Annotated in this window: 12 protein-coding genes; 1 reads left to right on the forward strand and 11 read right to left on the reverse strand. The window is 63.7% G+C overall.

The genetic code is table 11. The annotated features are described in order from the left end of the window. Positions 1–11 precede the first annotated feature (11 nt). The 5 genes from ABH922_RS14380 to ABH922_RS14400 form a co-directional block, all read right to left on the reverse strand. Positions 12–1,274, reverse strand: a complete 1,263-nt coding sequence (locus ABH922_RS14380; protein ID WP_424807552.1) for a fatty acid desaturase family protein — start codon at positions 1,272–1,274, stop codon at positions 12–14. A gap of 24 nt (positions 1,275–1,298) precedes the next feature. After that, positions 1,299–2,417, reverse strand: a complete 1,119-nt coding sequence (locus ABH922_RS14385; RefSeq protein WP_424807553.1) for a ferredoxin reductase — start codon at positions 2,415–2,417, stop codon at positions 1,299–1,301. A 92-nt stretch (positions 2,418–2,509) separates the two neighbouring features. Continuing rightward, entirely contained in the window at positions 2,510–3,004 is a 495-nt protein-coding gene (locus ABH922_RS14390; RefSeq protein WP_424807554.1) for a DUF6912 family protein, read from the reverse strand. Between the two features lie 77 nt (positions 3,005–3,081). Beyond that, a complete protein-coding gene (locus ABH922_RS14395) occupies positions 3,082–4,491 on the reverse strand; it encodes a WS/DGAT/MGAT family O-acyltransferase (RefSeq protein WP_424807555.1) in 1,410 nt (469 codons plus the stop codon). Beyond that, positions 4,485–4,937 (reverse strand): HAD-IA family hydrolase, encoded by a 453-nt coding sequence (locus ABH922_RS14400; protein WP_424807556.1) that lies wholly within the window; start codon positions 4,935–4,937, stop codon positions 4,485–4,487. The genes ABH922_RS14395 and ABH922_RS14400 overlap by 7 nt, the downstream gene beginning before the upstream one ends. A gap of 110 nt (positions 4,938–5,047) precedes the next feature. Between ABH922_RS14400 and ABH922_RS14405 the strand changes: the two genes are divergently transcribed. Further along, on the forward strand, positions 5,048–5,602 hold the full coding sequence (locus tag ABH922_RS14405) for an Rv3235 family protein (RefSeq protein ID WP_424807557.1): 555 nt from the start codon (positions 5,048–5,050) through the stop codon (positions 5,600–5,602). 49 nt (positions 5,603–5,651) lie between these two features. Here ABH922_RS14405 and secA read toward each other — a convergent pair whose 3' ends face one another. The 6 genes from secA to mtrA form a co-directional block, all read right to left on the reverse strand. Continuing rightward, positions 5,652–8,492 (reverse strand): preprotein translocase subunit SecA, encoded by a 2,841-nt coding sequence (gene secA / locus ABH922_RS14410; RefSeq protein ID WP_424807558.1) that lies wholly within the window; start codon positions 8,490–8,492, stop codon positions 5,652–5,654. 144 nt (positions 8,493–8,636) lie between these two features. Further along, positions 8,637–9,317, reverse strand: coding sequence for a ribosome hibernation-promoting factor, HPF/YfiA family (gene hpf / locus ABH922_RS14415; protein WP_424807559.1), 681 nt, complete (start codon positions 9,315–9,317; stop codon positions 8,637–8,639). A gap of 175 nt (positions 9,318–9,492) precedes the next feature. After that, positions 9,493–10,206 carry a ComF family protein gene (locus ABH922_RS14420; RefSeq protein WP_424807560.1) on the reverse strand — a complete coding sequence of 238 codons (714 nt, stop codon included), beginning with the start codon at positions 10,204–10,206 and terminating at the stop codon, positions 9,493–9,495. A 22-nt stretch (positions 10,207–10,228) separates the two neighbouring features. After that, complete coding sequence (lpqB, locus tag ABH922_RS14425; RefSeq protein WP_424807561.1) at positions 10,229–12,004, reverse strand: MtrAB system accessory lipoprotein LpqB; 1,776 nt, start codon at positions 12,002–12,004, stop codon at positions 10,229–10,231. After that, entirely contained in the window at positions 12,001–13,740 is a 1,740-nt protein-coding gene (gene mtrB, locus ABH922_RS14430; protein WP_424807562.1) for an MtrAB system histidine kinase MtrB, read from the reverse strand. Before mtrB ends, lpqB begins: the two co-directional genes overlap by 4 nt. Continuing rightward, positions 13,737–14,414: an MtrAB system response regulator MtrA gene (mtrA, locus tag ABH922_RS14435; protein ID WP_424807563.1), complete on the reverse strand. Its 678-nt coding sequence runs from the start codon at positions 14,412–14,414 to the stop codon at positions 13,737–13,739. The genes mtrB and mtrA overlap by 4 nt, the downstream gene beginning before the upstream one ends. Positions 14,415–14,459 lie beyond the last annotated feature (45 nt).

A 14,459-nucleotide genomic window follows, 5' to 3' on the forward strand; every position in this document is an offset into this window, starting at 1 on the left:
TGTAATCGAAATCACTTTCGGCGTCTGGGCATGCGCTGACGCGCCTGGGTGGACAGCGCGGTCAGCAACCCGAGTCGCTTGCCGGTCACCGGATCCGTTCGAAGATCGTCCACCACCGCCCTGGCCGCACCCTTGATCCCGGCATCGCGAAACCTCAACTCGGACGACGTTTCGGGCGCATTATCGGAAGTGGCCGTCAGGAAACGATCGGGTAGCGCCAGCTTGTGAATGGTACGCAGGGCCAGCAGGTACTGCTTGAACAGCGAACCGGTGGTGTACGGAAGGTCGAACTTCTCACACAACGCGCGCATCTTCACCGCGATCTCCGGGTAGCGGTTACTCGGGAGATCGGGAAAAACGTGATGCTCGATCTGATAGCTCAGGTTTCCGCTCATCAGACCCATCAGCTTGCCCGAGTTGAAGTTCGCACTCCCGAGCATCTGACGCAGGTACCACTCGTGCCGGGTTTCCTGCTCGAATTCGGCAACGGTGAACTTCTCGGCCCCGTCGGGAAAATGCCCACAGAAGATCACGACGTACGCCCAGAGGTTGCGCACGAGATTCGCGGTGGCATTCGCAGTGAGCGTCGACTTCCACGCCGATCCGGACAAAGCCGGAAACACGACGAAATCCTTGCCCACCTGGCGAAAGATCTTCCGCGCGAAATCCTTGTTCGCCTGCGTGTTCAATTGCCGGGGCGGCGCTCCCTCGAGTTCCTGCGCCGCCGATAGATCGTGGATCGCGATCCCCCACTCGAACGTCGCCGCCAGGAGCACGTTCGCCAGTGGCTGCAGCAGGTTGACCGGTTTCCACGGCTCGTCTCGCGTCATACGCAAGATCCCGAATCCGAGGTCTTCGTCCATGCCGACCACGTTGGTGTACGTGTGATGCTGGTAGTTGTGGGCGCGCTTCCAGTGCTCGGACGGACCGGTCTGATCCCACTCCCACGACACCGAGTGGATTTCGGGGTCGTTCATCCAGTCCCACTGCCCGTGCATCACGTTGTGCCCGAGTTCCATGTTCTCGATGATCTTGGACAGACTCAGCAACGTGGTACCCGCCAGCCACGCCGGCCGATATCGACTGCCGAACAGCGCAATTCGACCGCCCAGCTCCAATGCGCGCTGCACCCGGATGACTCGGCGAATGTAGCGAGCATCGCGAATGCCACGAGAATCTTCGACGTCGAGCCGAATCTGGTCGAGCTCACGTCCCAGAGCTTCGACGTCGGCCTCGGTGAGGTGGGAAAACTCTTTGATGTCGGTGATGGCCACCGTGATCCTCCGTGTGCCTAGAAGCTATGCGTCAAGCGTACAGTCGCCGGCAGCCGCGGAGATGCACGTCTGAATACGCTCACCTTCGACGTGCTGTTTTCCCGAACGCAGATCGATCGCATGACCGGAGACGAGGGGCACCACACACGTTTGGCAGATTCCCATTCGGCAGCCGAACGGCATCAACGCACCGGAACGCTCACCCGCCTCGAGTAACGTGGTCGCACCGTCCACGGTGATCGACTTGCCCGATTTACCGAAGGTCACCGTCCCGCCGTCCGCCGACGCATCGACGCGAGAGACCGCGAAGCGCTCCATGTGCAGCCGATCCGAGATCCCCTCCGCCGTCCAGACGTCTTCGATCTCGTCGAGCAACGGCAGCGGACCGCATGCCCACGTGTGACGTTCACGCCAGTCCGGGCATACCCGATCGAGCGAGCTCAGTTTGAACTTTCCGTCGCGACGGGTGAGTTGGACATGACTGACGAAATCTTCGTGCTCGGCATGCAGAGCGGTGAGCTCGTCCGCGAACATCACGTCGGATTCCGTGGGCGCCGAGTGAATGTGTGTCACGTCCGGCAACTGCCCGCGACGGTTCATCGTCCGCAGCATACCCATGACCGGCGTGATACCGCTGCCGGCGGTGATGAACAAGACTTTCTCCGGCGGCGGATCGGGTAGTGCGAAATTCCCTGCGGGAGTAGCCAATCGGACGATCGTTCCGGATGGCACCGCGCCGCCGACGAGGTGACTCGACAGAAATCCCTCCGGCATCGCCTTGACCGCGATGGAGATACGCTTGTTCTCCCAGTTCGGCGGCGAGGTGAGCGAGTACGAACGCCAGTGCCATCGTCCGTCGATGTGCAGTCCGATGCCGATGTACTGCCCGGGCTGATAGTTGAAGTCGAACCCCCACCCCGGTTTGATGACGATGGTTGCCGAGTCCTGCGTCTCCGGCCGCACCTCGACGATCTGACCACGAAGCTCTCGCGCCGACCACAACGGATTCGCCAGGTGCAGATAGTCGTCGGGCAGTAGCGGCGTGGTCAGCCGTGCCGCCACCCCGCGCAGCAGATTGAGCTTCGATCGTGCCGCTGGAACCACCGATGCCGCCGGCGCCTCGATCCAGTCTTTCAGACCCATCTGACTTCCACCTCTCACCTTCCGAACCCACCGCCTACGGTACCGTAGGTTATCAGGTTACGGTACCGTAGGTTACTTTCGGGTAGTAACTTTTACAGAAGGTCGAGCAGGAACGGAAGCTCCTGCGTCGCGTACCACGCCAATTCGTGATCCTCGGCATCTCCCAACGTGAACTCGGCGTCGGTATCACCCAGATCTGCCGCGTCGACGATCGCCGCCGCGCGTTCGACGTCCAATTCTGCCTGCTCCAGATCCACATGTACCGAGGCGACCTCCGACATGGTCACCGGAGCTCCCAGTCGGACCACCGCGTCGTCGAGATCCGGACGCAATTTGACGTCCTCGACATCGGCGGCGATCACTGCCCGACGGAACGTGATGTCACCTTCGGCACCTGCGATCAGACGCAACGACGCCCGAGCCGCCTCGGCCATCGCCGCCTCGGCCAACTCGTCGTCATCGCCTGCCGCATACGCTTCGCGCAGCGCCGGGGTCACCGCGAACGCCGTCCGACTGATCGGGTCCAACTCCTGGTCTGCGACCAACTTCTGCAACATCTCGACAGTCGCCGGAATGTACACCCTCATGCAATCACCTTCACGTTCTTCTAGTCACGACCGAAGCCGCTGCCAGGGCAGCCCTGGTGGAAAGACCTACCGTCAGTTCACCGACTCGCATCCCTGAGTTCTTCGAGAGCCTCGAAAACCAGAGAACGAACCACCTCGACGTCCGCCATTGCGTCGCGGTCGGCATTCAAACCGTAGTAGACGCCGCCGTCGTACGACGTCAGGGCGATACTGAGTGTCTGATTCCGCAACAACGGCGACACCGGATACATCGCCAGCATCTTCGCCCCACCCACGTAGAGCGGAAACTGTGGACCGGGCGCGTTCGTGATCATGAGGTTGAACATTCGCTGCGACAAATTGCTCGCCACCCGCGAACCCATCGCGTGCAACGTGGCCGGCGCGAAGCCCGCCATCTGCACCATCGTCTGCGCTGTCACCCGCCTACCCTGCCGCGCGAACGCCTCGGTGGCATGCGCGACGTGTGACAACCGAACCACCGCATTGGGTTCCCCGACCGGAAGGTCGATCAGGAACGACGACACCCGCCCCGGAGCATTCGGATCCGAGATCTCCGGACTGTCCGGACCGTCGACGTACACCGACATCGGAACCATCGCGCGAACGGTGCCGGCCTCGGTCACCGGCTCCCCGCGCGAGAGCAACCAGTTGCGTAACGCACCGGTGATCACGGTGAGGATGACGTCGTTGACCTCACACCCGTACCTCGCTCTGATCGCCCGGTAATCCTCGAGCGAGGTCTCTACGACGGCCAACCGTCGATTTCGGGAGATCGGCGCGTTCAACGGGCTCGACGGCGCCACCTGAGCTGCGGTACGGACCACAGCTGCCACTTTTCCGACCGCTCGGATCGCCCCGGATGCGGCAGCGGCCAGATCGTCGAACGTGGACTTGACCCCGGAAACGATGTCACCAGGTCTGGTCACCAGATCTGCCAACGCACCGAGTAACAGCCCGACGTCGCCGGGCGAGCGGGCGGGCATCCACAATTCCTCCGCACCCGGCGGGCGGTCTCGATCCGGATCGAAGAGAACCTGGCTGATCTCGAGGGCTGATTCACCGTCCACGAGCGAGGAATGGGACTTGGTGAAAATCGCGAATCGATTGTCGGACAAACCTTCGACCAGGTACATCTCCCACAGCGGCCGGGTGCGATCGAGAGGTCTCGACGTCAATCGGCCGATCAGATCGTTCAACTGCTCGTCCGTGCCGGGCTTGGGCAACGCCGAGCGTCGAACGTGATAGGTGATATCGAAGTCGGTGTCGTCCACCCACACCGGACGAGCAACACCGAACACCACCTCGCGCACCTTTTGCCGGTAACGCGGAACCGCGCTCAGACGTTCCTCGACGAGCCGGAACAGATCCGCGACGTCGACGCCGTCCTCGGTCTGCTGAAAGATCCCCAACGATCCGACATGCATCGGGGTGGTGCTGTCCTCGAGGAAGTAAAACGCAGCGTCCTGCGTGGTCAGACGATTCACCATGACGGTCCGCCGCTGTTCCCGGCGGTCCCGGCTGTCGACGGGCCTTCGTCGAGATCCAACAGGATCGACACCTCGTCGATCGTCGTCTCGGTGTCCTCGTGAAGAACACCGATCATTCCGACTGCAACCGCGCCCGCGACATTGCCGATCAGATCGTCGACGAACACGCAGTCTTGGGGACGTACACCCAGTCGAGTGGCCGCCAGCAAGTAGATGTCGGGATCAGGTTTTGCCATGCCGACGTCACCCGAGAGCACGACGTCGTCGACCAGGACCCCGTCGCCGAGATCTCGCACGAGGCCGGCATCCCGGCCGCCGGGATCGTTGCTGACGATTCCCGTGGCGACGCCTGCGCACCGCGCTCGGCGAACGAGAGAACTCATCGCCTCGAAGTCCGTTCCCGGACCGAGCAACACTCCACCGACATCCAACAGCAGTCCACGCACGCACCAACCCTAAAGCGCAGTCGTGATCCAGGCGACATCTCGCCGGTTTCATGACATGCTTCTCACCATCGCTCGGGGGAGCGATGGCCCTCGATCCGCAGAATCGCACTGTGCGAGAGCCGATAAACATCCGGGGGGATGCCATGATCAGCCAGCACGCACCGACCCAGCACGCACCGACAGGCGTGCCACAGTTCCTCGAGCCCGCCCCACGCTGCGAGCCGCAGGCGCACAGCGTGGCAGTCCACCGACCTCGAACGAGCAGAACCACGCTCCGAAGTCCACGCACCTCACCCCACAACGGTACGTCCGGACGTACTGCGGTCACCGCTGCAGCACCGACCGCCGACGGCGCAGATCAGTTCTGGACCCGGTCACTGCGACTGATGCTCGAAGCCCTCGATCGCCGACGTCCACCTCGGCAACTCGCCGGCGTACTCGCACCGACCGTGCTGGACCTGATCACCCGACTCGCCGTGGCAGAAAATCCCGGACGCCGACTCGGTGGCGCACGCCTGTACCGATCACACACACAAGCCTCGTCCCACGACGCGGCAGAGGTGTGCGCAACCTATCGGCGCGGTGACCGCACGTTCGCGATCGCCGGGAAGGTCGAGCGAAACGCCGCCGGAAACTGGGCGATCACCGCGCTTCATCTCGCCTGAGACCACCGCCGTACGCGAGTCTCACTTCACGTACGGCGGCGATCGACGATCAGCGTCGGCGCTTGGACTTGGGCGCTCGATTCGACTTGCCCTGAGACCGTGCCGCCTCCCGGCGCTCACGCCGCGTGCCGGTATCGGCCGGCTCGCCCGCGGTGTCGCGCGTCGCCTTGGCCTTGCCGTCTTCGTCCGGGCCGGTATAAGTCAGGCGCGACGGCCCTTCGTCGTCAAGCCCCTTGGCGCGCAACGCACTCGGAGCGGCGGTACCACTCGCGCGGAGCGGGGCCTCTTGAGTCGGCAGCGGCCTGGGCGCAGTGGCCGACGCCGCGGCAGCCGAACCTGCCGTCACCTGGATCCCCGGCGCCGGCTGCGGCGTCGCGGCCTCGACCTGCAGGTTGAACAGGAACCCGACCGACTCTTCCTTCAGGCCGTCCAGCATGCCGATGAACATGTCGTATCCCTCGCGCTGGTACTCGACCAACGGGTCACGCTGAGCCATCGCGCGCAGACCGATTCCCTCCTTGAGGTAGTCCATCTCGTAGAGGTGCTCACGCCACTTCCGGTCGAGCACCGACAGGAATACCCGGCGCTCGAGCTCGCGCATTCCGTTCTCACCGGCGATCTCGTCGATCTCCGCCTCACGCTTCTTGTAGGCGGCATGTGCGTCGTCGAGGAGCGCGGTGAGCAGTTCGTCGCGGCTCAGATCACTGGTGATCCCGGCGCCGTCCTCCCCCGCCAATGCCTTGTGATCGATACCGACCGGGTACAGCGTCTTGAGCGCCGTCCACAACTGTTCGAGATCCCAGTCCTCGACGTAGCCCTCGGCGGTCGCGCCGTCGACATAGGCGGTGACGACGTCGGTGATCATCTGTTCGACCTGACCCTCCATGTCCTCGCCTTCGAGGATCTGGCGGCGTTCCTTGTAGATGACCGTTCGCTGCTGGTTCATGACCTCGTCGTACTTGAGGACGTTCTTACGGATTTCGAAGTTCTGCTGCTCGACCTGGGTCTGTGCACTCTTGATGGCCTTGGAGACCATCTTCGCCTCGATCGGGACGTCGTCCGGCAGGTTCAATCGGGTCATGATCGACTCGAGCGCCGAACCGTTGAAGCGTCGCATCAACTCGTCACCGAGCGAGAGGTAGAAGCGAGACTCACCGGGGTCGCCCTGACGACCGGAACGACCACGCAACTGGTTGTCGATACGACGAGACTCGTGACGCTCGGTACCGAGCACGTAGAGACCACCCGCGTCGCGGACTCGCTCCGCGTCTTCTTTCGATTCGGCTTTCACCTGTTCGAGAACACCGGCCCAGGCAGCCTCGTACTCGTCCGGCGTGGTGACCGGGTCCAGTCCCTGGTTGCGCAGAACGAGGTCCGCGATGATGTCCGGGTTGCCGCCGAGCACGACGTCGGTACCACGACCGGCCATGTTGGTGGCGACAGTGACTGCGCCGGTGCGCCCGGCCTGCGCGATGATCGTCGCTTCCTTCTCGTGGAACTTCGCGTTGAGAACGTTGTGCGCCACACCACGCTTGGTGAACTGCTTGGACAAGTACTCCGAGCGTTCGACGCTGGTGGTACCGATCAGCACGGGTTGGCCGTTCTCGTGGCGCTCGACGACATCGTCGACCACGGCGTCGAACTTCGCTTCCTCGGTCTTGTAGATGAGGTCGCCACTGTCGACGCGCACCATGGGCCGGTTGGTCGGGATCGGGATGACACCCAACGTGTACGTCTGATGCAGCTCGGCGGCTTCGGTCTCGGCCGTACCCGTCATGCCGGACAGCTTGTCGTAGAGGCGGAAGTAGTTCTGCAGGGTGATCGTGGCGAGAGTCTGGTTCTCGGCCTTGATCTCCACCTTCTCCTTGGCCTCGATGGCCTGGTGCATGCCCTCGTTGTATCGACGCCCTACCAGGACGCGACCGGTGAACTCGTCGACGATGATGACCTCGCCGTCGCGAACGATGTAGTCCTTGTCCTTGGTGTAGAGCTCTTTGGCCTTGATCGCGTTGTTCAGATAGCTCACCAGAGGTGAGTTGGCCGCCTCGTAGAGGTTGTCGATACCGAGCTGATCCTCGACCAGTTCCACGCCGGCCTCGTGCACGCCGATGGTGCGCTTGCGGATGTCGACCTCGTAATGGACTTCCTTCTTGAGCAGCGGCGCAATGCGGGCGAACTCGCTGTACCACTTACTGGAGCCGTCGGCCGGCCCGGAGATGATCAGCGGCGTGCGAGCCTCGTCGATCAGGATCGAGTCGACCTCGTCGACGATGGCGAACGCGTGACCACGCTGGACCAGATCGTCGAGCGAGTGGGTCATGTTGTCGCGGAGGTAGTCGAACCCGAACTCGTTGTTGGTTCCGTACGTGATGTCGGCGGCGTAGGCGACACGTCGCTCGGCCGGCGTCATACCGGACAGGATCACGCTGGTTTCGAGGCCGAGGGCGCGGTGGACGCGGCCCATCCACTCGGAGTCACGCTTGGCCAGGTAGTCGTTGACTGTCACGACGTGGACGCCGTCGCCGGCGATGGCGTTGAGGTAGGCAGGCAGTACACAGGTGAGGGTCTTGCCCTCGCCGGTCTTCATCTCGGCGACATTGCCGAAGTGCAGGGCCGCTCCACCCATGAGTTGAACATGGAAATGCTTCTGGCCGATCACTCGCCAGGAGGTTTCACGGGCCACCGCGAAGGCCTCCGGCAGCAACCCGTCGAGGGTTTCACCGGCGGCGTACCGCTCCCGGAACTCGACGGTCTTGGCTTTGAGCTGATCGTCGGTCAGGGCCTCTACGTCCGGCGACAGTGATTCGACATGCTCGGCGATGTGCTTGAGCCGCTTGACCATGCGACCTTCACCAACACGGAGCAGCTTCGATAGCGACAACGACGGCACAGTCTTGTTCGTCCTCAATCTTCGGCGACATATGGGATGACAACGGGGTGACACAGTGAAAATCCGGCCGGGGTCCGAAAACCCCGGCCGGATTCCATGGTAGGCGTTAACGGCGGCGGACGAGTAAACCCACCACCTGTTCGGTCACGTCAGACGGATCAACCCGTAGTCGAACGCGTGCCGACGGTAGACCACCGACGGTTTGTCGGACTCCTTGTCGTAGAACAAGAAGAAATCGTGCCCTACGAGTTCCATCTCGTAGAGAGCGTCGTCGATGGTCATCGGTTCGGCCTTGTGGTCCTTGGTCCGGACGACGCGACCGGGGCCGTCGTAGTCCTCCAACTCGTGCGAGTTGTGAGCGGTGTCGGGTTCGACCCCGAGACTGTCCGCGTCCACCAGCGACGCGGTGGCTTCGGCGACCGACACCGGTCGTTTGTCGCCGTAGTGGACCTTCTTGCGGTCCTTGATTCTGCGCAGTCGGCTTTCCAGTTTGTCGATGACCGACTCGAAAGCCGCATAGAAACTGTCGGCGGAGGCTTCCGCCCGAGCAACAGGGCCCTTGCCCCTGGCTGTGATCTCTACTCGCTGGCAACTCTTTGCCTGGCGTCGATTGCGTTCGTGTTGCAACTCCACGTCGAAGTGGAATATGGAGGGATCGAAGTGTTCGAGTTTCGCCAACTTGTCCGAGACGTACACCCGGAAGTGGTCCGGTATCTCGACATTGCGTCCCTTGACGACGACGTCGGATCTCGGAGCGGCAGAATTCTCGGAACGCGTCGTGGTGGCGTCCTCGATGAAAAACGAGGCTTGCGAAGGGGTCGTCACTCGTACCTCCCGTATACGGCCCCGCCCCAGAGTGGGCGGCGGCTAGTCATTCGAGTACCGAGGGGGTTCCGCCCGGTACCAGGTTCGCGGTATCACCTCCCACCGAGTGCTTTCTTCTGTGCCGCCGACGCTAGTACGTAACGTGCGCGCGTGCCACCGTTCCGACGAAATTCATTTACGCCCCGGCGATCACGAGCGCAAGCGCGGCGTGGACCCCGACACCGGAGAGCGCCCGAACAGACTCTGCGACAGTCGATCCCGTCGTCATGACGTCATCGAGAACAACCACGTCGGCACGTCGAGGAATCGTCCGAACCACCGTGGGGTCGCATCCGACCCTCCCGGCGACGTTGGTCATCCGCTCGGCGGCCGACAATCCCACCGAGTCGCGTACACCACGCGAGAGGGACAACGGTTGCCGCACCCCGGCGACGCCCGGACCGAGAGCGTGCGCTGCCGCCCGCGCGATCTTGACGACCGGATCCCCGCCCCGCGCCCGAGCGGCGCGAGACCTCGACGGTGCCGGGACCAGAATCAACGGACCGATCCCATCGCGTGGCAGTTCTCCCCACCGGTACAGCGACGCCACCGCACCCGCTACCGCGTCCCCCAGCGGCTCCACCAGATCCGTCCGACCACGTTCCTTGAGCGCGATCACGCTTCGACGCCTCGGACCCTGGTAGCGTCCGAGGGACCATACCGGCACGCCGGGATCAACCCGAGGCGCCAACCGAATCGGAGTGTCGCTCAACTCCGCCTTGCAGTCCTCGCACCAGAGCCGGCCCGGGCGAGTGCACCCGCCGCATTCGCGTGGCAACACGAGATCGAGCAGTCCGCTGCCGAGATTCCGGATCGACGACCGATCCCACACACCCATACCCCTGAGCATGCGTCAGGGCTCCGACACGAAGTCAGCCGGGAAGGACCGGAATCGCCTTCTGCCCCGTCAGACCCGGCACTTCCCGCCACAGTCGATCACCGGCGGGATCGTTGTTGTTGAGTTGGAACACCGCCCGCGCGTCGGCGACGTACTCGGTGGTCGGTGACGCGTCCACCGACACCACGGGCGCGGTCAGGTTTCGGCTGGGCAGAGAGTCCATCCGCGAGCCGTCGATCGCTACCTGAACGAGTGGGATGTCCGCCGCACTCCGGGCGATCACCACGGTGTCGCTGTTACTCCAATCCAGCGAGATCGCCGTCGAACCCAGTGACGCGGCGACCGCGCGTGGACTCGTCAACGAGTAGACGCCGCTGGGTGTGCGCACCACGATCGCCAGATACACCTTGCCGTCCACGATCATCGCCGCGCGGACGCCGTCCCTCGACAGCCTCAACTCGGTGATGGTCGAACCCAACGGCGCCAGCGCACCGACGTCGACGTTGGTCACCGACACCTTCCCGGTGCCCGGCTCGCGGACGGCGCGGACGACGGTGTTCCCGTTGACGGCCACCCATACCGTGTTGTTGTCCAACTCCCACGTCGGACGGGTGATGGCACTGCCTTCGAGTGCCCGGACCGACCCGTCCCCGTACCCGCCGAGTGCGAGATCGAAGCGAGTCGCCGGATCGGGCCCACGGGTGTCGGCCACGGCCGCCACCGACTTGCCGTCCCGAGACAGAGCCGCCGCCACCAGATTGTCGGAGGTACCGGCGAAACCCGGAACCGGTGCCACGTTCTGCTCGGTCACACTGACCAGGGATCCGGCGCGCAACGCATGCAGCCCCACCGTGGCGCTGGTGGTGGCAAGAGGATTGGTCGACGCCACGTCGGCGCTCGTCCAGCCGTCGGCGTGTGCCGGATCGAGAGGTTCGCCGTTCACCAACAGCACGTAAGGTCCGGCGATGTCGGCGTTGACGAGTGTCCAGATGATCTGAGCCGCGAACAGCCCGCGTGCCACCGGACTCATGTCCGTGTCGACGCGGAAGTTGATCCGTACCCCACCCAGGCCGATACCAACCTGGCCGGGATTTCCGTCGGCTTTGGTGATCGGTCCGATGACGGCGACTCCGTCACCCAGCTGATTGCGCACCGCGGTCGCCAGAGCCTCTTTCGGCCCGTCGACGAGCAGACCGATCAGTTGCGCCGCCATCTGGTCCTGGGTCCCCGATATCCATCGCAGGTCCGGAACTACCGTGGTGCCGCTCGGATCGAGGAAGAACAACGACTTACGCTGATACGCACCGAGGAACTGCGCCCGATCCATGATGACGCCGGACGGCAGATCACTGATGCGCCATTCACCGTCCGTGAGAGTGAGCGTCATCTTGGCCTCGTAGTTGCCCTCCTCGGCCACATAGATGCCTCCGGGTTCGAGGCGGCCGACCTTGTTGACGCGAATCGTGTAGACGGCTTCGGTACTGGTCCGAGATTCGGACAACGTGTCGATCTTGTCCACGATGATCGCACTGGACGCGTCGTCCCATCTCGCGGACATGTCCGCCGTCAGGTACTGGCGCGCGGCAAGATGGCGGCTCGACGGGTCGGTACTCGCCTTGACGAAATCTCGGACCAACAGATCGGGTTCGCGGCCGGGTGCAGGCGGCGCGGCCGACGTACCGGGGGCCACTGTCTCGAGCGTGCCGATCGCCTGCGGCGACGAGGATGCGGGCAGGCTCGCGCACGCTCCGGTGAACAGCACCGTCACCAACGCGAGCGCACACGCGCAGCGCCTTCCGATACGCGTCACTGACGATCACCTCCGGGGACGGAACTACCGCGCGGTTCGGTGTCACGGGGCACCGGTATCGACGACGTGTCCTCCCCCACCGGCTCCGCGACGACGTCGGCGGCACTGGGCGTTCGGACGAATTTGGCGGTTGCCGGCTTGAGCGGCAACGGACTCGACACGACCTTCTTGCCCCGAGCCCGCGGCAAGGTGAGTCGAAAGCACGCGCCGACGCCCGGCTCACCCCACGCCTCGAGCTTGCCGTCGTGCAGATTGGCGTCTTCGACGCTGATGGCAAGGCCGAGGCCGGTGCCGCCGCTACGTCGCACTCGGGACGGGTCGGATCGCCAGAATCGGTTGAACACCAGTTTTTCCTCGCCCGGCCGCAACCCCACTCCGTTGTCGCGGACGATGAACGCCAAGGCGTTGTCGTCGGCCCGCAGCCGAAGCAGGATCGGTTGCCCGTCACCGTGATCGATGGCGTTGGCGAGAAGATTGCGGAGCACACGCTCCACTCGGCGCGGATCGACATCGGCGGTGACCGGCTCGTCCGGCATGTCGACGATCAGCTCGGTACCGGATTCGCGGGCGAGATGGCGAACGGTTGTCACAGCGGCCCGCGCACACATTCGTACGTCCAACTGCTCGGACGCGAGTTCGGCGACACCGGCGTCGTGCCGGGAGATCTCGAGCAGGTCCGCCAGAAGTCCTTCGAACCGATCCAGTTCCGCAACGAGCAGCTCCGACGATCGCCGCAGCATGGGATCGAGATTCTCACTGCCGTCGTAGATGAGATCTGCTGCCATCCGCACCGTCGTCAACGGCGTCCGCAGTTCGTGGCTGACGTCAGAGGTGAAGCGTTTCTGAAGATTCCCGAACTCTTCGAGTTGAGTGATCTGTTTCGACAGGCTCTCGGCCATCTCGTTGAACGACATGGCCAGTCGCGCCATGTCGTCCTCGCCGCGAACGGGCATCCGCTCCTTGAGCCTCCCGTCGGCGAACCGCACCGCGATCCGGGACGCCGATCGGATGGGGAGTACCACTTGCCTGGCCACGAGAAGTGAGATGGCGGCGAGGAGAACGAGGAGAACCGCACCGCCGATCAGAAGCGTGCTGCGCACCAACGACAGGCTTCGGTCCTCGCTGCCCAAGGGGAACACGAGATAGAGCTCGAGGCTGGAGATCGACGACGCGGTGGGGCTGCCGATGATCAAGGCCGGGCCGGAATAGCCGTCCGGGTTGTCGACTGTGGAGAACTGATAACTGATCAGGCCGCGCTGGACGAACTCGCGCAGGTTCTGCGGGATCTGATCGGTCTCGCCGAATGTGGTGGGCTCGCGTGGTCCGTCTCCCGGCACGATCAGCACCGGGTCGAATGTTCCCGCGGATCCCGACGCCTGCCCGGATGTCTGGTTCCGGCTGGTGAGCATCGATGCGAACGACGCGAGTTGAGCAGCCAAGGCCGTGGAATCGTCGGCCCCGGCGGACTGCGTTTCCACGACCGAGCGAGCCCGATCCATCTCTTCTCGCGCCGCCGTGATCTTCGCCTCGACGAGGCGATCGGTGATCTGGCTGGTGAGCACGACACCGAGGATGCCGATGACGATCAACGACAGCGTCAACGTCGAGACCACCACCCGCAACTGCAACGATCGACGCCACGTGTGCGCGAGGGTGTTACTCGTCGTACGACACCATCGCAGAAGCGGCGTCAGCCATCTGCTCAGACGGCGACGCCACCGGGACACTCTGGTCACGGCGGGCCGGCCTTGTAGCCGACCCCCCTGACCGTCAGAACCACTTCGGGATTCTCCGGATCAGTTTCGACTTTCGCACGCAGGCGCTGGACATGGACGTTGACCAGTCGCGTGTCAGCCGCGTGCCGGTATCCCCAGACCTGTTCGAGCAGTACCTCGCGGGTGAAGACCTGACGCGGCTTACGGGCGAGGGCAACCAGGAGGTCGAATTCGAGTGGGGTGAGAGAGATGTGCTCGCTGCCGCGGCTGACCTTGTGTGCGGGAACGTCGATGACGACGTCGGCGATACTGAGCAGCTCCGCCGGCTCCTCTTCGGTGCGGCGCAGGCGCGCCCGGACTCGCGCGACCAGTTCCTTGGGTTTGAAGGGCTTCATGATGTAGTCGTCCGCACCGGACTCCAACCCGAGGACGACATCGACCGTGTCCGTCTTCGCGGTCAGCATGACGATGGGGACTCCGGAGTCGGCCCGCAGGACGCGGCACACGTCGATTCCGTTCATACCCGGCAGCATCAGATCGAGCAGAACCAGATCGGGACGCGTCTCCCGGACCGCCGCGAGTGCCAGAGTTCCGTCGCCTACGACGTAGGGATCGAATCCCTCACCACGCAGCACGATCGTGAGCATCTCGGCGAGAGCCGTGTCGTCGTCGACAACCAGAATCCTTGGTTTCATGTCCCTATCGTTGCATCTTCGAGAGTCGATTCCGACCGAACGTCA

It is taken from the genome of Rhodococcus sp. 27YEA15, assembly GCF_049739425.1.
GTDB lineage: Bacteria > Actinomycetota > Actinomycetes > Mycobacteriales > Mycobacteriaceae > Rhodococcus_F.